This is a genomic window from Hymenobacter sp. M1-2 (assembly GCF_057808495.1).
Map to the genome: position 1 here is coordinate 187,554 of NZ_JBTYZO010000006.1, position 15,019 is coordinate 202,572.

Sequence of the window (15,019 nt, forward strand, 5' to 3'; positions counted from 1 at the left end):
GTTAAGGCCCTATATTTATCGTGCGATGTCCGGCCCGGTTTGTGCCTGGAGCCGTCGGTTGCCTTGCTGTAGTTTTCGTTTGTTCGCCCTATGACGCTTTTTTTCCGGGTGCCGGCCCTCTTTATCTTTTCCGGTGTGGTTCTGTCGGCTGGCGTGTTTCTTCCCGCATCGGCCCCCGGCGCCGACCGTATCACGACGGAACAATTGATGAGCCGCCTCAGCAGCACCATCGAAAACCTGAAGAGCCTGCGTTGTAGTGTGCGCGCTCAGGAGCGCCTGGCCAACGGCAGTTACCAGCCGGCCCGCACCATCATGAAGATGACCTTCAACCCGCAGCGCGTGTACATGCGCAACGTCAAGGGCCTTGAGGTGCTGTGGGTGGCCGGCCAGAACGACGGTGATGCCTGGGTGTATCCGAACAGCTTTCCTTACGTGACGCTGAGTCTGGACCCCAACGGCTCCATCATGCGCAAAAACCAGCACCACAGCATTCTAGACGCCGGCTTTGGTACCATCGCCGACCTTATCAAAGGCTCGGCCCAGCGCCGCGACCATAGCTACGAGAAAAGCTTCCGCTACACCGGCGACTCCGTTATTGCCGGCCGCGCCTGCTACGTGCTCCGCTCCGACTTTCCGCAGTTCCGCTACGTAGCCTACAAAACCGTAGCCGAAGACACGCCCAAGCGCATCGCCGATAAGTTTGGCTGCGGCGAGTACCGCGTCATGGAACGTAACAACCTCACGCCCGGCAAAAAACTCGAGGTCGGCATAACGCTGCAAGTACCCAACAGCTACGGCCGCCGCACCATCGTCGTCGTCGACCAGAAGCTCATGCTCCCGCTCATCGTGCAAGTCAACGACGACAAAGGCTTGTTCGAAAAATTCGAGTTCAGCGACATCGTCCCCAACCAACCCATCCCCCTAACCGAATTCTCCAGGGATTTCCCGGAGTATAAACTATAATCGCGGATTGTGCGGATTTAAGGATTTCACGGATTTTGTTGACGATTTCTCGTCCCGCCGTGCTTTGCATGGGGCACTTAGTACTAAAAAGGCCTGCTGATTAGCAGGCCTTTTTAGTACTAAGTGGACAGGTGGACAATCGTCAACAAAATCCGTGCAATCCCTAAATCCGCACAATCCGCGATCCTAAATCCGCATAATCCGCGATTCAGCGACGCATGGCTTTTTCTATCTCGTCCCACATGGGGGCTGGAATGGCTTCGAGCTTGTTGAACTCGCCGGCCCCGTTCAGCCATTCGCCACCATCGAGGGTTACAACTTCCCCGTTCATGTACGCAGCGAAATCCGACACCATGTAGGCAGCGAGGTTGGCTAGTTCCTGGTGGTCACCGACGCGCTTGAGCGGCACGCTGGCAGCGGGGTCGAGCTTTTTGGCTAGCGGCTCCGGGAAAAGTCGGCTCCAGGCGCCTTCGGTCGGAAAAGGACCGGGCGCGATGGCGTTGGAGCGGATACCGTACTTGGCCCATTCCACAGCCAGCGAGCGGGTCATGGCCAGCACGCCCGCCTTTGCCGCCGCCGATGGCACCACATAGGCCGAACCCACGGAAGCGTACGTCGTGACGATGTTGAGAATAGTACCGGGCTTTTTATCGGCTATCCAACGCTTACCGAACGCCAACGTGCAGTTGTAGGAACCACGCAGCACAATGTCTACAATCACGTCGAACGCCTTGTGGCTCAAGCGCTCCGTGGGGCTGATGAAGTTGCCGGCCGCGTTGTTGAGCAGCACGTCCACCCCGCCGTACGTGTCGATGGTTTTCTGAAGCATGGCCTCCACCTCGTCGTACTTGCGCACGTCGCACTGCACGGCCAGTACCTGTCCGCCCGTTTGCTGGCGCAGCTCTTCGGCGGTTTTCTCCAGCACGTCGAGCTTGCGGCTGCTGATGACCACGTTGGCCCCGAGTTGCAGAAAATAGGTGGTCATGGCGCGGCCCAGGCCGGTACCGCCGCCCGTCACGACGATGGTTTTGCCTTGGAGCGCGTTGTCGCGGAGCATGGGTTGGGCGTAGGGATGAGCGGACATGCAGTGAAAATGAGTTGTGGGAATGAAAGGAATGAATGGATGTCGGGCAAAAGTACGGCGGCAAATTCTTGCTCCATACGGTCCGAGGAAAACGCGCCTGGAACGGGAAATGACTTCCTTTTTTGCAACAGCCGCGGGCAAGTTCAAAAAAACTCCTAACATAGCCCCGCCTCTCCCCGAAGGTGATCAGACAATTAATGTTCGGTTTTCGGGCCGCGAAAGAAATTTCCGCACCTTTACCCCACATGGCTGCTTCTCCCCCCTCCTCCCGACCTGTTCCTACAACCATTGCCGTACTCGGCTGCGGCTGGCTAGGACTGCCACTAGCCAAGGCGCTAGTGGCCGAAGGCTACGCCGTCAACGGCTCCACCACGACTCCCTCACAACTACTAACCCTCCGCGACGAAGGCATCCGTCCGTACTTATTACGCCTGGGCCCGGAATTTTCGCAAACTGACGCCGACTCTCTGCACGCCCTACTGGCCGGCGTTGATGTGCTGGTGCTCAACGTGCCACCCCGCGCGGCGGCGGCGGGCGCCTACCCCAACCTGCTGCGCCCGGTGGGTTCGGCCGTAGCGGCGGCCGGCGTGCGGCACGTCCTGTTCGTAAGTTCCACCAGCGTCTACCCCAACGAAGCCCGTACCATGCGCGAGGCCGACGCAGTATCGTCGCCGGACGCGCCTTCGGACCTGTTGCGGGCCGAAGGGCAGTTTACGCCGCGCTGGGGCCAATGGCTGACCACTGTGGTCCGGTTAGGTGGGCTGTTCGGACCAGAGCGCCCGCCGGGCCGCTTCTTGGCGGGCCGGCAGCAGTTAGATCAAGGCAATGCGCCCGTCAACCTCATTCACCTCGACGACTGCGTAGGGCTGCTGCGACACATCATTCGCGAACGTGCCTGGGGCTATACCTTCAACGCCTGCGCCGCCCAGCACCCCACCCGCCGCGAATTCTATCCCGCCGCCGCTGCTCAGTTGGGCATGGAAGCCCCCACTTTCCGGCCCGAAGAAGCCGGCGCCAGCGGCAAAATCATCGACAGCAGCCTCCTTCGGCAAGTCACCGGCTACCTATTCCGCCACGACGACGTGCTAGCCGCGCTGCAATACTGTTAGCAGCGGCGTGCCCTTATGGCTGTTATGTCATTGCGAGGACGCAGGACGAAGCAATCCTTCCTCTCTTAATGCAAACCCTACTGAAGCGACAAACCCTTGGCATTCGTGTAGCAATCTAAGGGCCTTGTCTTACCAGTGACGTTCTCAGCGTAAAGAGGAAGGATTGCTTCGTCCTGCGTCCTCGCAATGACAGCAAACCTCCTCGCAAGGAAGCCACGGCTACCAGCCGTACCTTTGCAATGTGAATGAACTTGACCCTACGGTAGCTGTGCTGGGCGGCGGAGCGGCGGGCTTCTTCGGGGCCATTACTTGCGCCGAAGCTAACCCGCACCTTACTGTTTATCTGATAGAGAAAACCGGCAAGCTGCTGAGCAAAGTCCGCATTTCGGGCGGTGGCCGCTGCAACGTGACCCACGCCGCCGAGACGCCGGCGCAGCTCGTGCAGCACTACCCGCGCGGCGCTAAGCAGCTCAAGGAGCCTTTTCGACAGTTCGATGCCCAGGCCACCATCCGCTGGTTCGAGCAACGCGGCGTGCGCCTCAAGACCGAGGCCGATGGCCGGATGTTTCCCGTAACGGACTCCTCCGAAACCATTGCCCAGTGCCTGCTCGATGCGGCCCGGCAGGCGGGAGTGCGTATTCTCACCCAAACCCACCCGGAACACATTGAGACGATGCCAGCGGGCGGCTTCCGCCTAAGCCTTACCGGAGCCTATGCCGGCGAGCTAACGGTTGCGCGGCTCCTTATTGCCACGGGCGGGGCGCCCAAAGCCGAGCAGTACGAGTGGCTGCGGCAACTCGGGCACACCATCGCGGCGCCCGTGCCGAGCCTGTTCACCTTCAATGTGCCCGAGTCGCCGTTGCGGGAGCTGCCGGGCGTGAGCGTGTCGCGAGCCCGGGTGCGAGTAGCGGGCGAAAAGCTAGAATACGAAGGCCCGGTGCTCGTAACGCACTGGGGCGTAAGCGGGCCGGCCGTGCTCAAGCTTTCCGCCTGGGGAGCCCGCCGCCTGCACGAGCTGAGCTACCAGAGCACGGCCCTTATTAGTTGGGTACCAGAGTACACCGAAGAAACGCTACGGGCTTGGCTGCGCGAGTTTCGGGAGCAACACGGCAAGAAGATAGTAGCTTCCAACTCGCTGTTCGGGCTGCCGCAACGGCTGTGGCGCACTCTCACCGAGCAAGCCGGCATCGATAGTGAGGTGCGCTGGAACGAGCTGCCCGCCAAGCCCCAGAACCGCCTCATCGAAGCCTTGCTCAACACGGCGCTGCCCGTTCGCGGCAAAACCACTTACAAGGACGAATTCGTGACCTGTGGTGGCGTGGTGCTCAGCGAAATAGACATGAAAACCATGGAAAGCCGCCGCGTGCCGGGCCTGCACTTCGCCGGCGAAGTACTCGACATCGACGGCATCACGGGCGGATTCAACTTTCAGGCGGCTTGGACTACTGGCTATTTAGCGGGCCGGGCTATGGGCGAGCTGGTAAAGTAGCTGGTTGCTACTGCCGGGCTGCACCTCCTGATAAGGCTGCTTTGGCGGCACCCGCAACCCTACTTATGCTTTGGCAGTAAAGGAAAGCACACTTTTCTTTCCCAACGCTTAACTACTTTCCTAATGGAAGCCAACGCAACCCATGCATTGCTCAAAGAGCTTGTTCAAACCTTGAAAGACGGTGAAAAAGGCTACTCAGAAGCCCTGACCGACGTAGAAGATCACGATCTGAAAGAGGTATTTAAGCAGTATGCCGTGCAGCGTGATGGCTACCTGACGGAGCTGGAAAACCAAATGCACCAACTCAACATCAAGGTGGAAGAAGACAGCTCCCTCACCGGAACCGTACACCGCGCCTTCATCAACCTCAAGGCCGCCATCACCAGCAAAAGCCGGGAAAGCATCCTCAACGAGTGCGAGCGAGGCGAAGACTATGCCGTAAAAGCCTATCAAGCGGCCCTGAAAGCTGAAGGCCTACCCGGCCAACTTCACTCCATCATTGAAAAGCAGTACCAAGGCATTCAGGAAGCCCACGACAAGATTAAATCTCTTCGGAACGCTGCCTAAATCGCTAATTTTTATTGCCCGTCAATAAAAACAAAAGCCGCTTCAAATGAAGCGGCTTTTGTTTTGTCATTAAGTCTTGGCGCCGAATCAAGAAATCAACTAAGTCTTCCTTATCGGCGTACGTCAGCGATCTATTCGTCGAAGTCGTTGTTCTCGCGCTTGCCTTTGTAGCCACCGCCGCCGCTACCATAGCTGCCGCCACCACGATTACCGCCGTAGCTGCTGCCGCCGTCGCGGTTGCCTTTGTAGCCACCACCGCCACTACCGTAGCTGCTGCCGCCGCGGTTGCCACCGTAGCTGCTACCACCTTCCCGACGCTCGCCGTAGCTGCCACCGCCGCGGTTGAAGCCGCCGCCACCATAGTTGCCACCGCCACGGTTGCCACCGTAGCTGCTGCCGCCTTCCCGACGCTCACCGCCACCGAAGCCACCGGGCGCCCGACGCGGACGGTCACCACCACCGCGGTTGCCGCCTTCCTGCTGCGCATCACCTTCTTGGCGGGGCGTAGCGATGTTGAAGGCAACCGGCCGGCCCTGAATAGAGCTGCGGCCAAGCTGGCTGACGATTTCCTCAACAAACTCGTTGGGTACTTCCACGAAGCTGAACTTGTCATAGAGGGCAATGTCACCGACTTTACCGGCCGTGAGGCTGGTGTTTTCGGCAATCAGGTCTACGATGTCGCGGGGGTGCAGGCGGTCCTTTTTGCCCATCGTCACGAAGAGGCGCGTGAAGCCGGCACGGGCGGCACCTTGGGTGCGGCTGGCGTCGAGGCTTTCTTGGGCGCGCTTGTCTTCCTTCATCGTCATTTTGAGCAGGGCGGCGGCAATGTCCAGGGACGTAATGCCTTCCTCCTGATCCTGATCGATGAGGCGCTGCACACGCGACACGTACTTGTCGAGGTTGCCTTTCTCAATCACCTCCTTGATGGAGTTGAGCATGAGCGTGGTTTTCACCTCCGACACATCCTCGAAGGACGGCACGCGCTCCTGCTTGATCTGTGCTTTGGTGAAGCGCATGATGTCGCGCAGCTTGTAGATGTCGCGGCCACTCACGAAGGTGAAGGCGCGGCCCGACTTGCCGGCGCGGCCCGTACGGCCGATGCGGTGCACGTAGTATTCCTCGTCGGCGGGCAGGTCGTAGTTCACTACGGCCTCCACGTTTTCCACGTCGATGCCGCGGGCGGCTACGTCGGTGGCCACGAGGATTTCCAGGGTGCCTTTGCGGAATTTATCGAGTGTATTCTGGCGCTGCTGCTGGCCCATGTCGCCGTGCAACCCTTCGGCGAAATAGCCCTTCGCCTGCAAATCACCCACGATTTCGTCTACCATGCGCTTCGTGTTGGCGAAAACGATGGCCGACTTCAGGTTGTACATGTCGATGAGGCGCGTGAGGACGTCCTTCTTCTGGGGGCCGCGCACCTCGTAGTAGCTCTGCTCGATGTTCGTAACGGTCATCTCCTGATGGTTGACCTTCACGATTTGCGGCGACTTCTGGTACTTCTTGGTCAGCTCCATGATGGGTTTGCTCATGGTAGCGGAGAAGAACACAGTTTGGCGCTCCTCGGGCATCTTGCCCAGCACCGTCTCGATGTCGTCGCGGAAGCCCATGTCGAGCATCTCGTCGGCTTCATCAAGAATAATCATGCGGCAATGATCCAGCTTGAGCGTACCGCGCTCCAAGTGGTCCATTACGCGGCCCGGCGTACCAATTACGATTTGCACGCCGCGCTCCAGAGCACGAAACTGCCGGTCGTAGGAGCTGCCACCGTAGATGGGCACTACGGCCAGGCCCCGCTTGTACTTACCGAGCTTCTGGATTTCGCCAGAAACCTGCACCGCCAGCTCGCGCGTGGGGCACAGTACCAACACCTGCACCTCGCGGGAGTTGGTGTCGACTTGTTCGATGGCGGGAATAGAGAAGGCGGCGGTTTTGCCGGTGCCTGTTTGGGCCTGACCAATTACGTCTTTGCCTTCGAGCAGAACCGGAATAGCAGCCGTTTGGATGGGGGAAGCCTCTTCGTAGCCGACTTCCGTGATAGCGCGCTGCATTTCCTCGGAGAGGGGCAGCTCTTCAAATTTTACTTTTTCCATGTCTGTGTTATGGAGTGGAGACTATGCTCTGAAAACAGCGGATTCAGCGACGCTCTTCTCCCACTCTACACAACGACAAGTGACGGAAGCAACGGACGGAAGACAAAGCCGGCCCAACAGGTTTCTTTAAAGGCAGCCCACAAGCTGCGCGGAACGTGGCCGTTCTCAAATGCGGCTGCAAAGGTAGGACTTTTTTTACTGGGAAGGCAATATGCCTCTCACTATTTGCCGGAACCTGCGGTGCTTGTTGTGTTGAGGTCCTAAGCGAAGACGTAACCTGTTTTACTTTTCACTGCGGGTCAGGGTTGCAGAAAGTTGGGTGCCATGCACCAGAAGCGCGTGTGGCACGGACTTCAGTCCGTGGCTCCCTTTCCTCGGGTTCGTCTAGTCCTCAGGCTTGTCTGACCTATAAACTTGTTTGGCCGGCTACGGACTGAAGTCCGTGCCACACGCGCCTAGAATAGATAGAGCAACAACAAAAAAGCAGGCCCCACTCAGGAGCCTGCTTTTCATTTATCCGAAAAAGGAAGTGGACTAAGCCAGTTTCACTTTTACAGCGTTCAGACCTTTACGGCCTTGAGCAATTTCGAATTGAACCTTATCGTTGTCGCGGATCTCGTCAACGCACTCGGTTACGTGAACGAAGATGTCTTCGCCGGTTTCGTCCACTTTGATGAAACCAAAACCTTTGGTTTCGTTGAAGAATTTTACAGTTCCTGTCTGCATGGTACTTGTGATGATGGATGTTTCTTTAAGCAAAGCAGCACTCAACTCTGCTTTCCCCTTCTCAATCGAAAGTACTCAACAGGCCTGTGTAAGCCACAATTCTTAAACTGTCCCAAAGATAGCGGAAGTTTTCAGTTTGGCGCCCGGATGCCCAGAAGTTGTTGCTCACCAGCCGCCGTATCGCTCTCTGAATCGCTTGGTTAGGTATTTCTTTGCTCATTCCCTTTCCATTCTTCGCATGTCCACCCCCGCCTTCCGCTTCTCCCGCTTTCTTACCGTGCAGCCCCAGGACCTCGACGAGCTGGACCATGCCAACAACGTGCAGTACGTGCGCTGGGTGCAGGATACTGCCGGGGCCCACTGGCTGGCGGCCTACCCGCCCGGCGAGCGGGAACAATACATTTGGGTGGTGCGGGAACACCGCATCCGCTACCACCACCCCGCCCTGCTCGGCGACGAGCTACGCTGCACCACCTGGATCGGCGAAGTGCGCGGCGCGCAGTGCCAACGGTTCGTGCGCATCGAGCGAGCCGCTGATGGTAAGTTGCTTTGCGAAGCCGAAACGCAGTGGGTGCTGCTGAACCCCCAAACGAAACGGCCAGCACGGGTGGAGCCGGAGATGGTGGCGCGGTTGTGGGGAGACATTACGCTTTAAATCAGTGCACAAACTAATGCCAGAGGAAAGGTGGTTTGATATTCTTAAGAATATCTGTTTCTCTCGCATTGGAAAACACCTGATTACCAAGGCACAGACCTGTTGCATGAGAATAGCTAAAGTAAGATACTGAGTTAAAGCGAGGGTACCTTCTTTTAGCAAATACTATATAAGATTGCCCTTGCTTGAAATGATAGCCACAAGCGCCTGAACCATAAACCACTCCAATGTAAACCCAACGAGGCTTGTTCTCCCCTTTGTAGATTCGCTCTACCCGAAAGCAAACGGCTTCTCCATCTACATTCATGCCCGAGTGATTGATCTGAGTGGGATGCCGACTTACCGGTGTGCCCCGAAAAACAAGATCTGCATAACGCACTAGCCTTGTCACACTTAACCCTATACACGAACAAGAAGTAACTGGGTGAGGCAACAGCATGCACACCAAACTTACCCAGAAAGAATACGCTAGCTTTTGCATCTACTTTGGTTTTATGTGTTAGGGTACTCAATATATCAACTTCCCAATGCCCGCCACATTCCGCATCTACTCTTCTTCTGCCGGCTCCGGCAAAACGTACCAGCTCACCAAGGAATACCTGAAGCTGGCCCTCGGTGATGAGGACCCGGGGTATTTCAAGCGTATTCTGGCCATCACGTTCACCAACGATGCGGCGGGTGAGATGAAGCAGCGCATTATTGGGGCGTTGCGGCGGTTTGCCTACCCCACAGAAGGCGAGCCGGATGCCTTGCTAGCGGAGATAGCTGAAGAATTGGACGCCGAAGGCCGGCTGCCGCGCCGCGCCGAAACGGCCGCTGAAAAGCAGCAGGAAGTGCGGCGCCGGGCCCAGGCTACGTTCCGGCTGGTGCTCTACCACTATGCCGATTTCGCGGTGAGCACCATCGACTCGTTCGTGCAGCGCATCGTGACGGCTTTCACGCGGGAGCTGGGGCTGCCGGCTACGTTTGAGGTGGAGCTGGACACTGACGCCGTGCTGGAAACGGCCGTGGCCGCCCTGCTCGACAAGGTGAACCGCGACCCTAACTCCAAGCTGCTGGCCCGCACGCTCACGGAGTATGCCCTCAGTCGGGCCGAAGAAGGCAAAAGCTGGAACAATCTGCCCGACGAGTTAGCGGGCTTCGGGCAGTTTCTCTTCAACGAAACCGTACACGAGGCGGTAGCGCAGCTCCAAACCCTCACGCTCCAGGATTTCCGCCGCCTGCACGGCACCCTGCGCCAGCGCCGCGAGCTAATAGAAGCCGAAGTGGCCGGCGCCGCCGCCAAGGCCCTGACGGCCCTGCGCGAGGCCGACTTAGAGCCGGCCCTACTGGCGGGTGGCGAGCGGGGCGTGTACACGCACTTTGCCAACTGGCAGCGCTGGTTACAGGAAGGCGACACGCCCACGGCCACCGCGCTCAAGGTGTTTGAGTCGGGTAACTGGGCCAGCACCACGGGCAAGAAGGAGCCCTACGCGAGCCGCATTACCGCCGTGCGCCCCGTCCTCGACGATGCCTTTGCTGCCCTATTGACCCTGCGCGAGCGGCATCTGGGCGACTACCTGCTGCTGACGGCCATGCAGCCGTACTTATTTCATGCTTCGCTGCTGAGCGAGCTGAACAAGATAGTAGAGCAGGTGAGCCGGGAACGAAACATCGTGCTCATCAGCGAATTCAACCGCCGCATCGCGGGCATTGTGCTGACGGAGCCGGTGCCATTTCTGTACGAACGATTGGGCGAGCGGTACAACCACCTGCTCATCGACGAGTTTCAGGACACGTCGGTGCTGCAATGGAATAACCTGCTGCCGCTGGTGGAAAACTCCATTGGCAACGACCACCTCAGTCTGGCCGTGGGCGACGCCAAACAGGCTATTTACCGTTGGCGCGGAGGCGAGATGGAGCAGATTCTGCGTCTGCACCAGGGTCAGACCGAAGCACTAGTCCAACGCGCCAACGACCCGGACCTGCAACGGCTACTGCGTGAACGATACTTCACCCTCAACCACGCCCTGGAGCCCGCCGCCCTAAACGTAAACTACCGTTCGGCGGCCGAAATCGTGGCCTTCAACAACGACTTCTTCAGCCGCTTGCGCGAGCAGCACGCCGATTTCGAACTGGTGCAGGATTTGTTCGAGCCGGGCTTTCAGCAGAAGGTGCCTCACCCCCTAGCCCCCTCTCCGGGGGGAGAGGGGGAACTAGCTCTAGAAACTAGCCCATCAGAAAAACTAGCAGCTAGTCCCCCCTCTCTTTTGGAGAGGGGGCTAGGGGGTGAGGTGAAAGGCCACGTGGAAATTCTCTTCACGCAGGATGAGGCCCCGGCGCGGCGCTATGATGCGGAGGACGGGTCTTACGACGATGAGCCGCTGTCGGGCTACTTGCCGGGCGCGGTGCTTGATTACGACGAAAGCACGCTGTATCTGACGCTGGCGCTGGTGGAACAGGCGTTGCGCGACGGGTTTCGGCCGCGCGATGTGGCCGTGCTGAGCCGGACGCGGCGGGGTAGCCGATTGGTGGCGAAATTTCTGAAGGAACGCGGCTACGATATTGTATCGGCCGATTCGCTGTCGTTGGAGTTTGCGGAGGTAGTGAATTTGCTGGTGGCCATCTTTCGGGTGTTCAACCAGCCGGCCGACACGCTGGCGCGGGCCGAGGCGCTGCTGCTGCTGGACCGGGTGGTGCGCCGCCTGGCTCCCACTCCGCCCCGTGCCCGCCATCTTGCTACTATTGCCAATGCCGAGCACGCGGCCGACTTCTTCGACGAGTTTCGGGCGCTGGGCTACGATTTGCGGGAACACGAAACCGGCAACCTGGGCCTCTACGAGCTGACCGAGCGTCTCATTGGACTGTTTGGGCTGCTGGGACGCAATGGGGAGAGCGAGTACCTGTTCCGGTTCCTAGACCTGACCCTAGAATACAGTCTGCGTCACGGCAACAACCTCAACAACTTCCTCACTTACTGGGAGCAGCGCAAAAGTGCCCTGAGCATTAACGCCCCCGCCGGCCGTGACGCCATCACCATTACGACCGTGCACAAGGCCAAGGGCTTAGCCTACGGGGTGGTTATTGTGCCGTTTGCTGACTGGAGCCTGGAGCCCTACCGCGGCACGCTGCTCTGGGGCCGGTTGGCGAATGAGGATAAGCCCGTGGCCGAAATGCCCGCTGTGGCTGTAGTGCCGCTCACCAAAAGCCTAGCCCGCACGGCGCTGGCCGGACAGTTTCTGGATGAGCGCGAAAAAACCTTCCTCGAAGGGCTGAACATGCTGTACGTGGCTTTCACGCGGCCGCGCCACCGGCTCTACATCATCAGCAAACGCCCGGAGCCAAGTAAAAAAACGGGTGATACCGACGCCGCGCCCGACGGCCCCGCCCGAAACGTGGCGGCACTGCTGCATCAGTACCTGCTGCACCAAGGGCAGTGGCACGATGAGCAGGTGTCCTTCATCATCTCCGAGGGAACTTACGCGCCCGCTGAGACAGGCAATCAGAAACCGGAAGTCAGAAATTTTCTCTTGACCAACCTCGAAACGGCGCCCTGGGAAGAGCGGCTCCGCTTGCGGCGACACGCTAATACGGTGTTCGACTTCGACACGCAGGAGAAACTGGGCGAGTGGAACCGCAAGCTGCACTACGGGCTACGCCGCCTGGTGTTGGCCCAGGACGTGGAGCGGGTGGGGCGGCAGCTTCAGGCCGAAGGCTTCATCAGCAACCGGGAACGGGAGGCACTGGAGCAGCGGCTACAGCAGGTGGTCGATAATCCGCAGCTGGCGCGCTACTTCAGCGAGCAGGTATCGGTGGAGACGGAGCGGGAGATTCTGGTGGGCGGCGTGAAGCGGCGCGACTACAAGCCCGATCGGGTGGTATTTGAAACCGTGCCCGGCGCGGCGGGCCGCGCTGCCGTGCGCGTCACGCTCCTCGATTTCAAAGTACCGCCGCCGAGCCCCGCCCACCGCCTGCCCTTGCAGCAGTACGCGCAGCTGTTTCGGCAGCTCGGCTACAACCAGGTGGAATGCGTGCTGTACTATTTCGGCACGGAAGAAGTGGTGGTGTTTTAGAGGCTCTGGCCGAGCAGTTGGCCGGCAATACGCTAAAAGGACAAAGCAGCTCGACACGCGTGGCAACTCAACGTCACAATAAGAACCTATCCAAAAAATGAATCTGTTGAAGAAGAATGGTCCTGCTTCTTCCAGCAGACGCCAGATGAAGCAGGACCATTCGAGTTGTGTTGGGCTAGACCTTAAGTAGGTAGTCAGTAGCTGGCAATTGGTAGTAGGAGGCCAATCCACAGCATCTTACAAACTCAAGGTGTAGCGGCGTAGCCGCGTAGCGGTGACAGGTTTGTAGCCCCAAGTCGGTTCTAGGAGTTGCGCCGCGTAGCGGTGCTAGAGACACCCATCAATCTGGCACCGCTACGCGGCGCGGGGTTGTTCCAGATCTGGTGTTCTATAATCCTTCAGCCGCTACGCGGCTACACCGCACCTTAAGTTTGCTAGTTGTCCGATAGCTTATACCTACGACCTCCTACTTAAGTAGGAGTTTACCCCTGATGCTATACCGGCCAATTGGTAGCCCAGATGGCGGATTTCGGGTAGTCGAGCCTCGACGCTTATTAGTTAGCGGAGACGCTTGAACATACCTTGCCCGGTGGTAGCGTAATGCCACTGAAAGGTAGATACGGCATGTTTTTCGTCTCGTGGAGCTACGGAATCGCGCAGAGCGAGGGAAGCCGAGGCATCCGATAGCTCGGATCTAAGCACCCCCGTTGCTCGGTAGTACACGCTGTCGGGCGTGACCCTCGTTACTTGCGCCAGCAGGTAGGTCCCATCATCTGCGCTAATCTTATAGCGGGTGCCCACTTCCGCTTTCGGCCATTCAGATTCTGGCGTATCCGAAGGATCGTTTGCTACAACAGACAACTCTCCGGCTGACTCGCCGGCCTTTGAATTCCCGGAGCCGGTGAGCCGACCAATCACTCCTGCCACAATCATAAAGGCCACGCCCGCGCCGAACAGCAAGGCCAGCGCGTAGTTGGTGAGCGGTATACGAGCCTGCTTCTGGATGGCCTGCACCGGCTCGCGGTACGCGACGGGCATTTGGTAGAGGCTGGTCAGAACCTGTTTGCAGTGGTGGCACATCGTGGCGCTGGACTTGCCCAGGGGAAGCAGCGGAATCCAGAAGATGTGGGCGTAGCGCGAAATGACGGTGCTCGTGAGGGTGTCCGAGTTGCCGCAGTGGGCACACACAACGCCCGGCAGCGGCACCGTGGTGATGTGGCTGGTGCCGGTTCCAAAAAAGAATATCATCGGAAAAAGTAGATAGTTGGGCGAATAGAAGAGCGAAGATTACGCGGAGGCCCAGCCGCCTTGCGGGCCGGGCCTCCGCAGAAAATCATTGCCTATTACTTCGTCGGCTTAGCGAAACCGTCTTTCTGGGCGCGCTCAGACACGGCCGCCATGCGCTTCTCGGTGTCGGGGTGCGAGGAGAAGAGCTGAGCGCTTTTCGAGGACTTAGCCGCGCCTGCTTCCTGCGAAAGCTGCTGGAGCTTGCCAAAAGCCGATGCCATGTACCAGGGATTCACCTTTTGTGCTTTCAGCAGCTCGTAGCCGTAGGTGTCGGCGCTGCTTTCCTGGGCCCGCGAAAACGAGGCGTTAGCCAACGCCTGGCTCATGTCGCCGAGTTGCGAGTCGGACAGCGCGGCTCCCACGCCGCCTTGCGACGACACGCCTTCTTTGAGCGCCGAGCTGAGCAACGCCGTGCGGAATGCATCCTTGGAATCTTTGTTCTTAATGTGGCCGATTTCGTGGCCCATGATGCCGAGCAATTCCTGGTCGTTCATGATTTCCATAAGGCCGGCAAACACCCGTACACTACCGTCGGCACAGGCAAAGGCATTCACATCCTTCACCAAGTACACCTTATAGTTCATACTCATGCCGTCGTAGGTGCCGAGGTTGGCCACCAGCTTGTCCAGGCGCTTGGCGAGCGGGTGCGTGGCGGGCGCTAGGGGGTTGTTGGCGTCCATCCAGGCCATGTATTCTTTGGTGTGCTGCACCACTTCTTCGTCGCTGAGCGTGGCGGCCTTCGCCGCCTTCAGGCCCGCGCCGAGCGACTTGGTGTTGACTTTGAACTGGGCGTGGGCGGCGGAAAACGCGCTGACGGCCAGGCATAGGCCTACGGTGAGGAGTTGTTTTTTCATGCGAAACGCAAATAAGGTTTGGTGGATTGGGATGAACTGAGCGGCATACAGCCGCACGAAGCTAAGCAGGATTTTGGCAGTTTTCAATGAAAGTGTTTCCAGATAGCAAGCTAAGTGTTCTGGGGCCCTGCCAAATTTCTTAG

11 protein-coding genes are annotated in these 15,019 nt (G+C 58.6%); 6 read left to right on the forward strand and 5 right to left on the reverse strand.

The window, feature by feature from the left end; translation table 11 throughout:
• Positions 1-90 precede the first annotated feature (90 nt).
• Complete coding sequence (locus ACYSMN_RS08060) at positions 91-963, forward strand: LysM peptidoglycan-binding domain-containing protein (protein ID WP_488923347.1); 873 nt, start codon at positions 91-93, stop codon at positions 961-963.
• 208 nt (positions 964-1,171) lie between these two features.
• On the opposite strand, the gene ACYSMN_RS08065 is transcribed toward ACYSMN_RS08060, so the two are convergent.
• Positions 1,172-2,047 carry an SDR family oxidoreductase gene (locus tag ACYSMN_RS08065; protein ID WP_488923348.1) on the reverse strand — a complete coding sequence of 292 codons (876 nt, stop codon included), beginning with the start codon at positions 2,045-2,047 and terminating at the stop codon, positions 1,172-1,174.
• Between the two features lie 245 nt (positions 2,048-2,292).
• On the opposite strand from ACYSMN_RS08065, the gene ACYSMN_RS08070 reads away from it, so the two are divergent.
• From ACYSMN_RS08070 to ACYSMN_RS08080, 3 genes are all read left to right on the forward strand, one after another.
• Positions 2,293-3,156 (forward strand): SDR family oxidoreductase, encoded by an 864-nt coding sequence (locus ACYSMN_RS08070; protein ID WP_488923349.1) that lies wholly within the window; start codon positions 2,293-2,295, stop codon positions 3,154-3,156.
• A gap of 241 nt (positions 3,157-3,397) precedes the next feature.
• Positions 3,398-4,645, forward strand: a complete 1,248-nt coding sequence (locus ACYSMN_RS08075) for a BaiN/RdsA family NAD(P)/FAD-dependent oxidoreductase (protein WP_488923350.1) — start codon at positions 3,398-3,400, stop codon at positions 4,643-4,645.
• A 123-nt stretch (positions 4,646-4,768) separates the two neighbouring features.
• Positions 4,769-5,212, forward strand: coding sequence for a ferritin-like domain-containing protein (locus ACYSMN_RS08080; RefSeq protein WP_488923351.1), 444 nt, complete (start codon positions 4,769-4,771; stop codon positions 5,210-5,212).
• 131 nt (positions 5,213-5,343) lie between these two features.
• Here the strand turns inward: ACYSMN_RS08080 and ACYSMN_RS08085 are convergent, their stop codons facing one another.
• Positions 5,344-7,302, reverse strand: coding sequence for a DEAD/DEAH box helicase (locus ACYSMN_RS08085; RefSeq protein ID WP_488923352.1), 1,959 nt, complete (start codon positions 7,300-7,302; stop codon positions 5,344-5,346).
• A 534-nt stretch (positions 7,303-7,836) separates the two neighbouring features.
• Positions 7,837-8,028 carry a cold-shock protein gene (locus ACYSMN_RS08090; RefSeq protein ID WP_488923353.1) on the reverse strand — a complete coding sequence of 64 codons (192 nt, stop codon included), beginning with the start codon at positions 8,026-8,028 and terminating at the stop codon, positions 7,837-7,839.
• Positions 8,029-8,266: 238 nt separating this feature from the next.
• Here ACYSMN_RS08090 and ACYSMN_RS08095 point away from each other — a divergent pair, with 238 nt between their 5' ends.
• Complete coding sequence (locus ACYSMN_RS08095; RefSeq protein ID WP_488923354.1) at positions 8,267-8,683, forward strand: acyl-CoA thioesterase; 417 nt, start codon at positions 8,267-8,269, stop codon at positions 8,681-8,683.
• A 527-nt stretch (positions 8,684-9,210) separates the two neighbouring features.
• Positions 9,211-12,735: a UvrD-helicase domain-containing protein gene (locus ACYSMN_RS08100; protein WP_488923355.1), complete on the forward strand. Its 3,525-nt coding sequence runs from the start codon at positions 9,211-9,213 to the stop codon at positions 12,733-12,735.
• A gap of 558 nt (positions 12,736-13,293) precedes the next feature.
• On the opposite strand, the gene ACYSMN_RS08105 is transcribed toward ACYSMN_RS08100, so the two are convergent.
• Positions 13,294-13,983 carry a hypothetical protein gene (locus ACYSMN_RS08105; protein ID WP_488923356.1) on the reverse strand — a complete coding sequence of 230 codons (690 nt, stop codon included), beginning with the start codon at positions 13,981-13,983 and terminating at the stop codon, positions 13,294-13,296.
• Positions 13,984-14,078: 95 nt separating this feature from the next.
• The gene (locus tag ACYSMN_RS08110; protein ID WP_488923357.1) at positions 14,079-14,876 is read right to left on the reverse strand and encodes a M48 family metalloprotease; all 798 of its coding nucleotides are present in this window, start codon (positions 14,874-14,876) and stop codon (positions 14,079-14,081) included.
• Between the last annotated feature and the right edge of the window lie 143 nt (positions 14,877-15,019).

Bases quoted from the DNA above. Each gene is read 5' to 3' on its own strand.
- ACYSMN_RS08110 (WP_488923357.1), bottom strand. From the start codon at position 14,876: ATGAAAAAACAACTCCTCACCGTAGGCCTATGCCTGGCCGTCAGCGCG.
- ACYSMN_RS08080 (WP_488923351.1), top strand. From the start codon at position 4,769: ATGGAAGCCAACGCAACCCATGCATTGCTCAAAGAGCTTGTTCAAACC.
- ACYSMN_RS08105 (WP_488923356.1), bottom strand. From the start codon at position 13,983: ATGATATTCTTTTTTGGAACCGGCACCAGCCACATCACCACGGTGCCG.
- ACYSMN_RS08090 (WP_488923353.1), bottom strand. From the start codon at position 8,028: ATGCAGACAGGAACTGTAAAATTCTTCAACGAAACCAAAGGTTTTGGT.
- ACYSMN_RS08095 (WP_488923354.1), top strand. From the start codon at position 8,267: ATGTCCACCCCCGCCTTCCGCTTCTCCCGCTTTCTTACCGTGCAGCCC.
- ACYSMN_RS08100 (WP_488923355.1), top strand. From the start codon at position 9,211: ATGCCCGCCACATTCCGCATCTACTCTTCTTCTGCCGGCTCCGGCAAA.
- ACYSMN_RS08065 (WP_488923348.1), bottom strand. From the start codon at position 2,047: ATGTCCGCTCATCCCTACGCCCAACCCATGCTCCGCGACAACGCGCTC.
- ACYSMN_RS08070 (WP_488923349.1), top strand. From the start codon at position 2,293: ATGGCTGCTTCTCCCCCCTCCTCCCGACCTGTTCCTACAACCATTGCC.
- ACYSMN_RS08060 (WP_488923347.1), top strand. From the start codon at position 91: ATGACGCTTTTTTTCCGGGTGCCGGCCCTCTTTATCTTTTCCGGTGTG.
- ACYSMN_RS08085 (WP_488923352.1), bottom strand. From the start codon at position 7,302: ATGGAAAAAGTAAAATTTGAAGAGCTGCCCCTCTCCGAGGAAATGCAG.